At 73.6% G+C, this 14,183-nt stretch carries 11 protein-coding genes; 4 read left to right on the top strand and 7 right to left on the bottom strand.

What is annotated here, in order from left to right; genetic code table 11:
- Positions 1–51 precede the first annotated feature (51 nt).
- Positions 52–1,383 (bottom strand): hypothetical protein, encoded by a 1,332-nt coding sequence (locus ABZ459_RS35610; protein WP_357979791.1) that lies wholly within the window; start codon positions 1,381–1,383, stop codon positions 52–54.
- 125 nt (positions 1,384–1,508) lie between these two features.
- Here ABZ459_RS35610 and ABZ459_RS35605 point away from each other — a divergent pair, with 125 nt between their 5' ends.
- Both ABZ459_RS35605 and ABZ459_RS35600 read left to right on the top strand, forming a co-directional pair.
- The gene (locus tag ABZ459_RS35605; RefSeq protein ID WP_357979789.1) at positions 1,509–2,987 is read left to right on the top strand and encodes a hypothetical protein; all 1,479 of its coding nucleotides are present in this window, start codon (positions 1,509–1,511) and stop codon (positions 2,985–2,987) included.
- A 98-nt stretch (positions 2,988–3,085) separates the two neighbouring features.
- Positions 3,086–3,892 (top strand): alpha/beta hydrolase, encoded by an 807-nt coding sequence (locus tag ABZ459_RS35600; RefSeq protein WP_357979787.1) that lies wholly within the window; start codon positions 3,086–3,088, stop codon positions 3,890–3,892.
- A 10-nt stretch (positions 3,893–3,902) separates the two neighbouring features.
- Here the strand turns inward: ABZ459_RS35600 and ABZ459_RS35595 are convergent, their stop codons facing one another.
- Positions 3,903–4,373: a PPOX class F420-dependent oxidoreductase gene (locus ABZ459_RS35595; RefSeq protein ID WP_357979785.1), complete on the bottom strand. Its 471-nt coding sequence runs from the start codon at positions 4,371–4,373 to the stop codon at positions 3,903–3,905.
- A gap of 136 nt (positions 4,374–4,509) precedes the next feature.
- Here ABZ459_RS35595 and ABZ459_RS35590 point away from each other — a divergent pair, with 136 nt between their 5' ends.
- Both ABZ459_RS35590 and ABZ459_RS35585 read left to right on the top strand, forming a co-directional pair.
- Positions 4,510–7,065, top strand: a complete 2,556-nt coding sequence (locus ABZ459_RS35590; protein WP_357979783.1) for a protein kinase — start codon at positions 4,510–4,512, stop codon at positions 7,063–7,065.
- Positions 7,066–7,106: 41 nt separating this feature from the next.
- On the top strand, positions 7,107–8,093 hold the full coding sequence (locus ABZ459_RS35585; RefSeq protein WP_357979780.1) for an endonuclease/exonuclease/phosphatase family protein: 987 nt from the start codon (positions 7,107–7,109) through the stop codon (positions 8,091–8,093).
- Between the two features lie 63 nt (positions 8,094–8,156).
- Here ABZ459_RS35585 and ABZ459_RS35580 read toward each other — a convergent pair whose 3' ends face one another.
- From ABZ459_RS35580 to ABZ459_RS35560, 5 genes are all read right to left on the bottom strand, one after another.
- The gene (locus ABZ459_RS35580) at positions 8,157–9,674 is read right to left on the bottom strand and encodes a glycoside hydrolase family 13 protein (protein WP_357979778.1); all 1,518 of its coding nucleotides are present in this window, start codon (positions 9,672–9,674) and stop codon (positions 8,157–8,159) included.
- Between the two features lie 34 nt (positions 9,675–9,708).
- The gene (locus ABZ459_RS35575; RefSeq protein WP_357979776.1) at positions 9,709–10,668 is read right to left on the bottom strand and encodes a carbohydrate ABC transporter permease; all 960 of its coding nucleotides are present in this window, start codon (positions 10,666–10,668) and stop codon (positions 9,709–9,711) included.
- Positions 10,669–10,670: 2 nt separating this feature from the next.
- Positions 10,671–11,591 carry a sugar ABC transporter permease gene (locus ABZ459_RS35570; protein ID WP_352325894.1) on the bottom strand — a complete coding sequence of 307 codons (921 nt, stop codon included), beginning with the start codon at positions 11,589–11,591 and terminating at the stop codon, positions 10,671–10,673.
- Positions 11,592–11,662: 71 nt separating this feature from the next.
- Positions 11,663–13,036 (bottom strand): extracellular solute-binding protein, encoded by a 1,374-nt coding sequence (locus ABZ459_RS35565; protein ID WP_357979773.1) that lies wholly within the window; start codon positions 13,034–13,036, stop codon positions 11,663–11,665.
- Between the two features lie 141 nt (positions 13,037–13,177).
- Positions 13,178–14,170 (bottom strand): LacI family DNA-binding transcriptional regulator, encoded by a 993-nt coding sequence (locus ABZ459_RS35560; protein ID WP_357979771.1) that lies wholly within the window; start codon positions 14,168–14,170, stop codon positions 13,178–13,180.
- Positions 14,171–14,183 lie beyond the last annotated feature (13 nt).

Here is a 14,183-nt window from a genome sequence, read left to right as displayed (position 1 = left end):
CGACGTACGCACGGGCCCCGCCCAGCCCGCCTGGACGGCGGTGCTGCGGGGTCAGCCCGCGACCGAGCGGTCCGCGCGGCTGACCAGGGCGTTGCCGCGGTGGGGTTGCCAGGCGGCGCGCAGGCCGCGCAGCTCCTCCCGGACCCGGGCCGAGGAGATCAGCCGGATGTCGTCGCTCAGGTCGAGGACGGTGGCCGCCGCCTGGTCCACCTCCCCCGCGCGGAGGAGGGAGTGGGCGGCCCGCAGCCCGATCAGGGCACGGGTGCGCAGCTCGATCGGCCGTCTGGCCCGCATCGACGCGGCGAAGTGGCGGGCGGCGGTGGCGTGGTCGCCGAGCTGGGTGAGGGTCAGGCCGATCTGGTGTTCCAGGGACTCGCGCCGGTAGTTGCCCGTCCACTCCGACTCGGGGACGGAGTCGGCGCGTTCGAGCTGGGTCTCGGTACGGCTGAGCAGCCTGAGCGCGTCCCAGCGGGTGCCGGCGGCGGCGTGGGTCTCGGCGCGCATGCCGGTGATCCATGCCTGGGTGCGGGCGGGGCCGTGCCCGGCCAGCGCGGACGCGGCCGCCTCGGCCAGGGCCAGCGCCTCGCCGTCGTGGCCCAGCTCGGCCGCCTGGACGGCCATGCTGCGCAGGGCGGTGGCGCGCAGCGGCAGGTCGGCGGCCTCGTCGGCGAGCCGCACGCTGCTGATGTAGTAGCGCTGGGCCAGGGCGTGGGCGCCGGCGTCCATGGCCATGTAGGCGGCCAGGTAGCTCAGCTCGGCGGCGGCGGCGAACAGGTCGGGCCTGCGGCGGCCGGTCGTGCCGTGCAGCAGGGGCGTGACCTCGCGGGACAGGTAGGCGGCGACCGCGGCGCGGGCGTGGCCGCCGCCGTAGCGGTCGTCCAGGTCGGCGAAGGCGCGGGTGGTGGCGCGGATCCGTTCGACGTCGCCCGCGCCGGCCCGGCGGGCCGCCGCGCGGCCGCCCGCCCGCCGCGCGGACAGGACCGATAAGCCGGATAAGCCGGATAACGCGGCCAGGGTGAACGTGCGCCGGTTGAGCAGGTCGTCCTCGCCCAGCACGGCGAGCCGGGCGACCGGATCGCCGCGCCAGGGATCGTCGGCGGACGGCGACCCGCCCGGCTCCGGCCAGCCCAGATGCGCCGGGCGCAGGCCGGGCCTGCCCAGGCGGCGGCGGAACGCCTCGACCGCCGCGCGCACCGCCTCGGGGCGCGGGATCGTGCCGGTCAGCCAGTGGCCGACCGCCGAGCGGTCGTAGTGCACGCGCTCGCCACTCTCGGCGGCGACGGCGTTGACGTGCCGCGCGGTGGCCGCATGCGTCCAGCCCGCCTGCTCGATCAACGCCGCCAGCGCCCGGTTGACGACTGGGTGGGTACGCCGGGGCGGCATCTCATCTTCACATCGCTTCACATCACTGTGGCCTCGACGGTGCGCCGGACGTGGCGCACCGTCAAGAGTGCGGGTCGTGCCCCCTCGGGGACGGCCCCGAGCGGAGGACGGCGAGGGAGGGGCTGATGGAGGGGCTGCACGGCGCGGGCCGGCGCGATACCGGCCTGGAGGAGGCGGCGCAGGAGGAGCTGACGGCCGCGCTGGCGGGCCGCCCGCTGGTCTGCGTCGAACGGTTCAGCACCGCGCTGCGCACCGGCTACACCGGCCCGGCCCCGGTCGAGGTCCTGCGCCCGGCGCTGAGCATCGGCTGCTACACGGCGTGGGACCCGGCGCTGCCCGGCATGGTCGTCGCCGCCGAGGAGCGCACCAGGACCCGGTCGGTCGCCGAGCGGCACGCCTGGCTGCCCCGCGTCCGGCACGAGGCCGCCCGGCACCTGCTCAAGGTGGACCGCCCGCCGGTCGTCTTCACCTGGTACGACAACGCCCGCCTGCGCGAGCTGGCCGGCCCCGGCGGGGTCGTCGCGGCCATCGACGCCGACGTGCGGGCCGCGATCGAGGCCAAGCACCTGCTGGACGACCTGCTGCGGGCGGCCGGCGTGCCGGCGGTGGCCCGCGTCCCCTGCGTGCACGTCGAGCGGCTGCCCGGACTGGCCGAGCTGCGGCGCGCGGTCGGCACGGAGCGGGTCGTGGTGCAGGCGGGCCGGCGGGCGGACCGGCACGGCACCGTGGTCGTCGCGGACGAGGGCGACATGCCGCGCGCGGCCCGGCTGCTCGGGCCGTACCGGGTGGCGGCGTACGTGCCGGGCTGGCCGTGCACGATCGCGGTGCTCAGCGTGCCCGACCGCGACGGCGGCGTCCGGGTGTACGCCGACCGCCCCGCCCACACCTCGGCCGGGATCGCCGAGCTGGGCGCCGGGCCGATGCGCAGCACCGGCGACGACTGGTCGCGCCCCTGGCCGACGCCCGCCGCCGCGCTGCTCATCGAGTGCGCCGAGCGCATCGCGTTCTGGGCCTGGCGCAGGTACGGCGCGGCCGGCCTGTTCAGCGTGGAGGCCATCCTCACCCCGGGCGAACGCGTCTACCTGACGGCGATCAAGTGGCGGCACCAGGAGGGCACCGAGGTGTCGTCGGTCAACCAGCAGGCCGCCGGGCTGCCCCCGTTCGTGCTGGCCCACCTGTCGGTGATGCTCGGCGGGCCGGTGACCTGGCTGGGGGACGCGCAGGAGTTCAACCAGCGCACGCTGCTGCGCTCGGCCCGGCCGGGCGGGCCGTTCCACGTCAGGGTCCGCCTGGCCCGCGACACCCCCGTACGCGTGTCGGCCGCCCACGGCCCCGGCGTCTACCGTCTGGACCGGTCGGGGAACCTGCGGTGGGTGCGGCGGGGGGCGCACCCGTCGCAGGCGCGGGCGAGCCAGGGCGAGTTCCTGCTGGCCAACCTGCCCGAGCCGGACGTCGTCTGCCATCCGGGGGCCCACCTCGCCACCGTCGAGGGCGTCGCCGAGGGCGTGGCGCACCCGTTCGACGGCCCGGACGCCGCCTCCCTGGCCACCCGGCGGATCGTCGCGGCCGTCGAGGACCTGTTCGACGAGGTCAAGGAGCCCTGACCGGCACATTGCCACAGGAAGCCCGTCGACCGATGAGTTCGTGCGCCCTCGGAGGTCCAACCTGGTGTCACCCCGACTCCGCGGAAGGACCCACGCCGATGAGCACCACGCACACTCTCGACATCCCGGGCGGCCGCCTGCGCTACCACGTCCGCGGCAGCGGCCCGCTGCTGCTGCTCGTGGGCGCGCCGATGGACGCCGCCCCCTTCGCGCCGCTGGCCGAGGAGCTGGCCGGCGAGCACACCGTCGTCACCCACGACCCGCGCGGCGTGTCCGGCAGCACGCTCGACGATCCCGACCAGGACTCCACCCCCGACCTGCGGGCCGAGGACGCGCTCGCGATCATCGACGCGCTCGGCGCCGAGTCGGCCGACGTGCTCGGCAGCAGTGGCGGCGCGGTGACCGGCCTGGCCCTGGTCACCCGCCACCCCACCCGCGTGCGCACCCTGGTCGCGCACGAGCCGCCCGTGCTGGAGCTGCTGCCCGACGTGGCCCGGCGCCGCGCCGAGGTGGACGACATCATCGAGACGTTCCGCCGGGAGGGCCCGGGGGCGGCGTTCGGGAAGTTCATGGCCACCGCGGGCTTCGAGACCGGCGAGGACGCCCCGCCCCCGCCGCCGAGCGAGTCGCCCGAGCAGGATCTGGCCGACGCCGCCCACTTCTTCCTGCACGAACTGCGCGGCACCACCCGTTACGTGCCCGACGTCGCGGCACTGAGGGCCGGGCCGGCCCGCGTCGTCGTGGGCGTCGGGGCCGATTCGGGCGGCCTGCTCACGTACCGCACCTCGCAGGCGCTGGCCGACCTGCTCGGCGCGCCGCCGGTGGTGTTCCCCGGCGAGCACGGCGGCTTCGTCGACCGTCCGAAGGAGTTCGCCGACGTGCTGCGCGAGGTGCTGGCCCGCTGACGCGGCGGGCTCAGGCGCCGGGGGTCAGGTTCGGCGGGAAGCCGCCGGTCGCGATCGGCCCCCAGCGGTCGATCGTGATCCGGATCAGCGACTTGTTCTGGCGGCGCATGGCCTGCCGGTACTCCTCCCAGTCGGGGTGCTCGCCGGCGATGCACCGGTAGTAGTCCACCAGCGCGTCCAGGGCGTCGGGCATGTCCAGCACCTCGCCTCGCCCGTCCACCTGGACGTAGGGGCCGTCCCAGTCGTCGGACAACACGCACATCGAGACCCGCTCGTCGCGCCGCGCGTTCGCGGCCTTGGCACGTCCGGGGTAGGTGGAGACCACGATCCGGCCCTCGTCGTCGACGCCGCACGAGACCGGCGAGAGCTGGGGACGCCCGTCGGCGCGGGTCGTCGAGAGGAGGCCATGGTGCCGGGGGCGGAGGAAGTCGAGAAGTTCGGGCAGGTCGACGCGGCGGGCGGTCGCGATCCTGGGAGCCATGCGGGACGCCTTTCCTGTGCGGTGCCGGCTTCGATCCTGCCATCCGGCGCGGGCCCCGGCTTCCGGGGCTCACCCAGGCGGCCCTATGGTGTGGTTCGCCGACATATGCCGGTACGTGCCCGAGGGGAGGAGCGGAATGCCGGAAGTCCGTCCGCTCCGGCCGGGCGATCCCGAGAGGATCGGCGACCACCGGCTGCTCGGCGTGCTCGGCTCGGGCGGGCAGGGGATCGTCTACAAGGGCGTCGACGGCGCGGGCCGCGAGGTCGCGATCAAGCTGCTGCACAGCCACCTGACCCAGGACGACGACGTCACCCGGGGCCTGCTGCGCGAGGCCGAGGCGGCGCGCCGGGTGGCCGCGTTCTGCACGGCCGCCGTGCTGGACGTAGGGGTGGCCGACGGGCGGCCGTACATCGTGAGCGAGTACGTCGCGGGCGACACCCTGCAGAGGCTCGTCCGGGAGTCGGGGCCGCGTACCGGGGGCGCTCTGGACCGGCTGGCGATCTCCACGCTGACCGCGCTGGCCGCCATCCACGAGGCCGGGATCGTGCACCGCGACTTCAAGCCGGGCAACGTGCTGATGGGGCCCGAGGGGCCGATCGTCATCGACTTCGGCATCGCCAAGGCCCTGGGGGCGACGACGCAGGCCTCGGCGCCGATGGGGACGCCGGCGTACATGTCGCCCGAGCAGTTCGGGGGCGAGCGGGTCGGGCCGGCGTCGGACGTGTTCAGCTGGGCGGGGACGATGGTGTTCGCGGCCACCGGCCATCCGCCGTACGCCGGTGAGACGGTCGCCGCCATCCTGCACAAGGTCATGAGCGGGGTGCCCGACCTCACAGGCGTGCCGGCCCGCCTGGTGGACCCGATCCGGTCCTGCCTCGCCAAGGACCCCGCCGCCCGTCCCACGCCCGCCGGCCTCCTCCGCCACCTCATCAGCGCCCCCGGCTCCGCCCACCCGACCTCCCTCCCGAGCGCCCCGCCCTCGGCGACCCCACCGAACTCCGCGTCCCCACCGAACTCCGCGTCGGCGCCCGTCGCCCCGGGCTCGCCGACGCCGTACCCACCCGCAGCCGCAGGATCGGCCGCGCCGTACCCGCCCGCAGCCGCGCCCGGCGTCCCGGGCTCGGCCCACCTCCGTTCCGAGGGGCCCGCGCCCCACCACCCGGCGTATCCGGGGGCCGGTGGAGGGCCGGACGGGCGCGGGGGAAGCCCCGCGACGGCCCCTCCGCCCGGCGCGACGGCCCCGCCGACCGGCCCCGGACCCGGAGCCGGAGCGACGATTCCCCCGCCCGGACCAGGTGCGACGGTTCCCCCGCCCGGACCAGGTGCGACGGTCCCTCCGCGCGGACCTGGAGCGACGGTCCCTCCGTCCGGAGCTGGGGCGACGGTTCCTCCGTCACTGGCCGGGGCGACGGGGCCGGCGTTTCATGGTGAGGCGACCAGGCCGGGCTCGGGCCCGCGGGTGAGCCGGCGAGCCGTGATGGTCGGCGGTGCGGCGGCCGCGGCGGCTGCGGCGGCGTCCGCCTTCCTGCTCCTGCGCCCCGCGAACGGCCTCGCCGACGACCCGTCCCCCCGCCCCACCGGCGACCCGACCGGCCCCCTGGCGACGGGCACGCCGACGACGCCGACCACGCCGACGACGGCCGCGACGAGCCCCGGGCCCAGCACGTCCCCCACAGGGTCGCCCACCGGATCCCCCACGGCGCCCACCACCCGGTCCCCCGCGGCCGAGCCGTTCGGCGCGCCCGTCAGGGAGCCCGTGGCGCTGCCGGCGGGCAGCGGCACGCCGGCCGTCCTGGCCGCCGCCGGCTCCACCGTCGTCTGCGGCACGTCCAAGGGCACGGTGCTCGTCTGGGACCTCGGCCCGGCGTCCGCGCCCGTACGCAAGCTGGGCGACGGCGGCGCCGCCGTGACCGCCGTGGCCTACGGCGACGGCAGGGCCGCCGCCGGGCACGGCGACGGCACGATGCGGCTGTGGAATCCGTCGGGCGGTGTCCTCGGCAGGAAGAAGGCTGCCGACCCGGTCATCGCCGTCACCACCGCCGGACGCGCGGTCGCCGTCACCCAGAAGTACGACAGCCTCAAGGACCTGCACAGCGTCGTCCGCCTGTGGGACATCGCCACCGGCCGCCAGATCGGCCCCGCCGTCACCGACCACTTCCAGGGCGTCAACGGCCTGGCCTTCGGCCGCCTCGGCGACGACGACGTGCTGGTCACCGGCGACGGCGACAACCGCGTCCGGGTCCGCCGCCTGTCAGACGGAAAGGTGACACACTCGTACAAGACCGGCGAGATCGGCGGCATCGAGCTGCTCGCCTGCGGCGAGCTGGACGGCCGTCCCGTCCTGGTCTCCACCCACCTGGACGCCACCCTGCGCGTCTACGACCTGGCGACCGGCAAGCGCCGGAAGAAGTGGACGTTCAGCCGCCGCAGCCCCGACGACCGGGGGGCGTCCGCGCTGGTCGTGGGCGCGCTCGGCGGCAGGCCCGTCGCGGTCGTCGCGCACACGCCGGGCGGCGGCGAGACGGTCGTCCGCGTCTGGAGCCTGACCGACGGAAAGGTCGTCGGGGAGCTGGGCCCGGGGCCGGGCGCCGAGGTCCGGGCCCTGGCGGTGGCCGAGCTGGAGGGCCGTCCCGTGGTCGTGGGCAGCGGCGGCGACGCGCTGCTGAGCGCGTGGAGCCTCGGTCCCGCCTGACGCTCATCCAGGTTTAAGAATCGCGGCCTATGGTTCGGGCTGTGCTCACGGACGAAGTGGTGAAGGAGCCCGTGCGGACGCGTCCGCGCCGGGTCTGGCGGCGGCGGCTGGCGACGGCGGTCGCGGTGCTGTTCGCGGCGGGGACGGCGGTCCGGGTCGGCGGCCTGGAGTCGGGCGTCCTGCTGGTCCCGCTGGTGTCCTTCACGCCGTACTTCGGGGTGGCGGCGCTGCTGGTGCTGGGGGTGGCGGCGCTGGTCCGCAGCAGGGCGGCGGTCGCGGTCATGCTGGCGGTGTGCGTGTGCCTGGCCTGGCTGGTGCTCCCGCGCGTCCTGGCCGGCGGTACGGACGCCGCGACCGGCCGCCCGTTGCGCGTGCTGACCGCCAACCTCAACGGCGGCCGCGGCGACGCCCGCACGATCGTCGACCTGGTCCGCACCCTGAACGTGGACGTGCTCAGCCTCCAGGAGCTGACCTGGTCCGAACGCGACCGGCTGGCGGCGGCCGGGCTGGAGACGCTGCTGCCGTACCAGGTCACCAAGCCGGAGACGTGGGGGCCGGTGGGCAGCGGCGTGTACGCGCGCCACCCGCTGCGCGAGCGTACGGGCGTGTTCCAGCCGGTCGGGCACCACATGCCGGTCGTGGAGGCGGCGCTGCCCGGCGGCGCGGTGGAGGTGGTGGTCGTGCATCCGGTGGCGCCGGTGCCCTCGACGGTGCCGGAGTGGGAGGCGGGGGTCGGGACGCTGCCGCCCGCGCCGTCCACGGGCGCGCCGCGCGTCCTGGCCGGGGACTTCAACGCCACGCTGGACCACGCCGTGTTCCGGCGGCTGCTGGGCACCGGCTACACCGACGCGGCGGCGGCCACCGGCAAGGGGCTGGTCCCCACGTGGCCGATGCGCCGGTTCCCGCCGCTGGTGGCGATCGACCACGTGCTCACGGACGGGCGGGCGCGGGCGGTGGACGTGCGGATCCTCGACCTGCCCGGCTCCGACCACCGCGCCCTCTTCGCCGACCTCCGCGTCCAGGGCTGACCCGCCGGAAGGCCCGCGCCCGGAGCGGGCGTCCCCGGGCGTTCCGGACGGGCCGGGGCGGTGTCAGGCCAGCCAGGCCGCCGTGTCGGTGGGCAGGCGGTCGCCGTCCAGGGTGCCGCTGGCCAGCAGGACCGTGCCGTGGGCGGGCAGCGGCACCGGGTCGGCGCCCAGGTTCACCACGCAGGTCAGGCCGGACTCCCGGGTGAAGGCGAGCACGTCGGGCCCGAGGTCGAGCCAGGTGAGCGTCCCGTCGCCGAGCCGCTCGGCACGGATGCGCAGCCCGTCCCGGTAGAGGTTGAGCATCGAGCCCAGGTCGGCGGTCTGTGCCTCGACGGTGAGCTTGTTCCAGGCGTCCGGCTGCGGCAGCCACGGCGTGGCCGTGCCGAAGCCGAACGGCGGCTCGTCTCCCGACCACGGCAACGGCACCCGGCACCCGTCGCGGCCCTTCACCGTGTGGTTCGAGCGCCGCCACATCGGGTCCTGGCGCAGCTCGTCGGGGATGTCGTCCACCTCCGGCAGGCCCAGCTCCTCGCCCTGGTAGATGTAGATGCCGCCGGGCAGCGCCATGGCCAGCAGCGCCGCCGCGCGCGCCCGGCGGTAGCCGAGCTCCAGGTCGGAGGGGGCGCCGTCCCTGCGGTCGCCGTGGTCCCAGGAGGTGTCGGCGCGGCCGTACCGGGTGACGACGCGGGCGACGTCGTGGTTGGACAGCACCCAGGTGGGCGGGGCGCCGAGCGGGGCGTGGGTGGCGAGGGTCTGCTCGATCACCTGGCGCAGCCCGGCCGGCTCCCAGGGGCAGGCCAGGAACGGGAAGTTGAAGACGGTGTGCAGCTCGTCGGAGCGCAGGTAGCGGGCCAGACGCTCCTGGTCGGGCAGCCAGACCTCGCCGACCAGGACGCGGTCGGCGTACTCGTCGTTGATCAGGCGCCAGCTCCGGTAGACGTCGTGGACCTCGTCCAGGTCCTCGTACGAGCCGGTCAGGCCGTCGGGCTTGGCCAGCAGGGCGGCCGAGTCGATGCGGATGCCGTCCACGCCGCGGTCGTACCAGAAGCGCAGCACGTCGTGGAACTCGCGGTGCACGTCCGGGTTGGTCCAGTTGAGGTCGGGCTGGCCGGGGTCGAACAGGTGCAGGTACCACTGGCCGTCGGGCAGCTGGGTCCAGGCGGGGCCGCCGAAGATCGACTGCCACTCGCCGGGCTCGTCCCGGAACCAGAACCGGTCGCGCACGGACGGGTCGCGCAACGCCTCCCGGAACCACGCGCTCGCGGTCGAGCTGTGGTTCGGCACCACGTCGATGATGATCCTGATGTTCAGCCCGTGCGCCTCGGCGATGAACTCCTCCGCCTCGGCCAGGGTGCCGAACACGGGATCGATGTCCCGGTAGTCGGCCACGTCGTACCCGCCGTCGGCCAGCGGCGAAGGGTACCAGGGGTTTAGCCAGATCGCGTTCACCCCGAGCGCCGACAGGTACGGCAAACGTGCCCGCAGCCCCGCCAGGTCGCCCACGCCGTCACCGTTGCCGTCGGCGAAGCTGCGCAGGTAGACCTGATAGATCGCGGCTCCCCGCCACCACGTTTCGGACATGCTGAAGACAACTCCTTGCCATAGGTGGAGGCACTCAGCCCTTGAGGCTGCCGGCGGTGAGTCCCGCCATGATGTGCCGCTGGAAGATGAAGAAGACGATGACGGTCGGGATGCTGGCGATCACCAGGCCGCCCATGACCTGGTCCTGCGACACGGCCCCGGCGGTCTGGGCCAGGCCCACGCTGAGCGTCATCTTCTCGCTGTCGCTCATGACGAGCAGCGGCCAGATGAAGTCCTTGAACGAGGTGACGATCGTGAAGATCGACGTCACGCCGAGGATCGGGCGGGAGACCGGCAGCACCACCGACCACAGGATGCGGAACGGGCCGCCGCCGTCGATCTGGGCGGCTTCGAGCAGCTCGCGGGGGATGGAGTCGAAGAACCTCTTGAGCAGGAAGATGTTGAAGCCGTTGGCCGCGGCGGGCAGCCACAGTCCCCACGGGTTGTTCAGCAGGTCCCAGCCGAGGATCGGCACGTCGTGGATGGCGAGATAGGTGGGGATGAGCACGACCATCGGCGGGATCATCAGCGTGGCCAGCATGGCGCCGAGGATGACGTTGCCGAACGCCGGGCGCAGCTTCGACAGCGCGTACGCGGCGGCGACGTCGACCGACATGGTGATCAGCCAGCCGCCGGCGGCGTACAGGACGGTGTTCTTCAGCAGCGTGCCGATGTCGAACAGCTCCCACGACTCCAGGAACTTCCCGAAGTTCAGCTCCTTCGGGAAGAGCGTGGGCGGCACCTGGGCGAACTCCTCGGCCGACTTCAGCGCGCCGGTGATCATCCAGTACATCGGCAGGAGGAACACGACCGTGAACGTGACGACCGTCGCGACCAGGACCGTCCAGTAGACCCGCCGTCCCCACCGGCTGTTGAGCTGGTGCGGGGAGATGATCGTGCGGAACTGCACCTCGATGCGCCTGGGCGGCCGTCTCCTCGCCCGGCGTCCTGGCGAGGGCGGCGCGGCGGGGCGCCGCAGGGTGGCGTTCGACATGGTCAGCCCTTCTCCTCGCGGGTCAGCCGGAGCTGCACGGCGGCGAAGGCGAGCAGGACGACCATGAGCATCATCCCGAGCGCGCCGCCCGCGCCGTAGTCGCTGTAGGTGAACGCCTGCTGGAACATCAGGAAGACGACGGTGGCGGTGGCGTTCTCGGGGCCGCCGCCGGTGAGCAGGTACGGCTCGATGAAGACCTGCATGGTCGCGACGATCTGCAACATCAGCATGAGCAGCAGGATCAGCCGGGTCTGCGGGATCGTGATGTGCCTGATCCGCTTCCACACGCCGGCGCCGTCGAGCTCGGCGGCCTCGTAGAGGTCGGGCGGGATGTTCTGCAGCGCGGCGAGGTAGATCAGGGTCGCCGAGCCCATGTTCATCCAGGTCGAGACGAGCACCAGGCAGAGCAGCGCGGTGTCGGTCGAGTAGATCCAGTTGAGTCCGGGCAGCGAGAAGAAGCCGAGGATCTGGTTGAACAGGCCGACGTCGGGGTCGTAGAACCAGCGGAAGAGCAGCACCGCGACGGCCGGGGGCAGCATGACCGGCAGGTACACCACGAACCGCAGGTAGGCCCGGCAGTGGCGGAGCTCGTTGAGCAGGATCGCCACCGCGAACGGCAGCCCGTAGCCGAGCACCAGCGCGAGGACGGTGAACATGAGCGTGTTCAGCCACGCGGGCCCGAAGGCGGGGTCGGCGAAGGCGGCCCTGAAGTTGTCCAGCCCGACCCACTCCGGCTCGTTGACCAGGTCGGTCTTCTGGAAGCTGAGGATGAACTCCTGGACGATGGGATACCAGGAGAACAGGACGAAGCAGAACAGCGCCCCGACCATGAACCCGTAGGCCGTCAGGTTCCTCCGCAACGCCCGGCGCAACGGCGAGGGCGGCCTCGGCCGTCGCGCGGCTCCGGCGGTCGCAATGCTCATGAGGTGTCTCCGATCACCGACTCGACGTACCGGGGCGCCGGCGGGCGCGGCGCCCCGGTCCCACGTTCCGCTCAGCCCTTGCCGAGCATGGCGTTCGCCTTGGTCTCGGCGTCCGCGAGCAGCTGGTCGACGCTGGCGTCCTCGCGGCTCAGCACGGCCGACATGGCGACGTCGAGGATGGCGTAGAGCTCCTGGGCGTGCGGCGGCTCCATCTTGGGCGGGATGGTGGCCGAGGCGTCGACGTACGGCTGGTAGTTCTCCACCGGCAGGGTGGCGTTGGCCTTGCGGGCGTCCTGGAGGGCCTTGCCGGTGGGCGAGGCGCCGTAGACGTCGTTGTCGGGCACGCCGACCGGGTTGCCGAGCGACTTGCCGCGGGCGAAGTCGAAGCGGCCCTTGTCGACGGTGTTGAAGCGGAAGTTCACCCAGGCCAGGCCGGCCTTGGCCTGCTCGGGCGTGGCCTTGGGGTTGACGAAGAACGCCTCGCCGCCGCTCAGCGACGCCTTGGCCTCGGGGAAGCCGGTGATGCCGTAGTCGGTGGCGGCGCCCTTGAACTTGTTGACCACGTCGGTGACGACGTCGGGGGCGCCGAGCATCATGCCGACCTTGCCCGAGCCCATGGCCTGCATGAGGGGCTCCCAGGCGTTGAACAGCTTGGCGCCGGTGCTCTTGTCCACCCAGCGCAGGTCCTTGAGGAACTGGAGCACGGCCTTGCCCTCGGGCGAGTTGAACGCGGCGGTCTTGCCGTCGGCCGAGACCATGTCGCCGCCGCGGCCGTACAGGGCCTGGTTGAAGTGCCAGCCGCCGGTGTTGCCGCCGGAGTACTCGCCGTAGCCGATGACGCCGCCGCCGAGCGCGGCGATCTTCTTGGCGGCCTCGCGGACCTCGGCCCAGGTCTTGGGCGGGCTGTTGGGGTCGAGCCCGGCCTTGGTGAACAGCGCCCGGTTGTAGACCAGGCCGACGCTGTAGTGGACGTTGGGGACGCCGTAGACCTTGCCGTCCTTGGTGACCAGGTCGCGGACGTCCTGGCGCAGGTCGTTCCAGTTCTTGATCTCACCGGTGTACGGCGTGATGTCCAGGCCCTGTCCCTTGGCGATCACGTCGCCGTAGTTGGTGACCGGCACCACGAACACGGTCTCCATCTGGCCGCCGGCCAGCTTCGGGCCGAAGGTCTTGGGGTCGAAGCAGGGCTGTTGGTCGGTGCTCTTGACCGTCACGCCGGGGTTGGCCTTCATGAACGCGGCCACGTCGTCGTCCCAGGCCTGCCGCTCCTTGGGGGCGGACTTCGCGGGCTGGCAGGCGACGGTGATGCTCACCTGCGCGGCGCCCGAGGCGCTGCCCTGCGCCTCGGGCTTGGTGTCGTCGCCACTGCCGCAGGCCACGGCGCTCATGCTCAGGCCTGCCGCCACGAGCAGCCCCACAGTCCTGCGATAGTCCGATCTCTTCATCGATCTGACCCTTCCGAAGCTTGACGAAGCCGGGGGACGGTGAGGCGCCCCGCTGTGCGCTCACAATGGCAGATCCCCCAGATGTCCGCAATGTTTCGACATAGGGTTGCAAGATAACGACTAGGTCACCGGAAGACGTTCTCAGGACGAGCCGCGAACCCGTCCCGTCGAGGCCCTGACCACCAGCTCCGGGTCGAAGAGCAGCTCGTCGGCGGGCACCACGTGCTTGTCGATCTGCGCGATGAGCAGGTCGACGGCGGCCCGGCCCATGGCGTCGATCGGCTGGCGCACGGTGGTCAGCGGCGGGTCGGTGCAGTTCATCAGGGCCGAGTCGTCGAACCCGACGACCGAGACGTCGTCCGGCACCGACAGGCCGGCCCGGCGCACGGCCCGCACCGCGCCGAGCGCGAGCATGTCGCTGGCGCACACGATGCCGGTCACGCCCCTGGCGACCAGCCTGGCGGCCGCCGCGTGGCCGCCCTCCAGCGAGTACATGCTGTGCTCGACCAGCGCGGGATCGACCTGCCCCGCCACGGCGGCGAGCTTGCGCCGGGACGGCACGTGGTCGCGCGGCCCGAGCACCAGGCCCACCCGCTCGTGGCCGAGGCTGCGCAGGTGGCCGAGCGCGATCTCGGCGGCCACCACGTCGTCGGCCGACACCTGCGGGAACCCCAGGTGCTCGACGGCGGCGTTGACCAGGACGGTCGGCAGTTTGCGCTCGTAGAGCAGCTCGTAGTGCCCGTGGGAGGCGTCGGCCTGGGCGTAGTGGCCGCCGGCGAAGACGACGCCGCTGACCTGCTGGGAGAGCAGGAGGCTGACGTAGTCGGCCTCGCTCACCCCGCCGACCGTGCGGGTGCAGAGCACGGAGGTGAAGCCCTGCTGAGCCAGGGCGCCGCCGACGACCTCGGCGAACGCCGGGAAGATCGGGTTCTGCAGCTCGGGCAGCACCAGGCCGACCAGCCGGGCGCGGTCGCCGCGGAGCCGGGTCGGGCGCTCGTACCCGAGCACGTCGAGGGCCGTGAGCACGGCCTCCCTGGTGGCCTCCGACACGCCGGGCTTGCCGTTGAGCACCCGGCTCACGGTCGCCTCGCTCATGCCGACCTTCTTGGCCACGTCTCCGAGTCGTCGGGTCATGCGCAAACTATAC

Origin of the sequence: Nonomuraea sp. NPDC005692, assembly GCF_040631115.1 — a bacterium.
GTDB lineage: Bacteria > Actinomycetota > Actinomycetes > Streptosporangiales > Streptosporangiaceae > Nonomuraea.
This window is presented reverse-complemented; position numbering and strand designations above follow the sequence as displayed.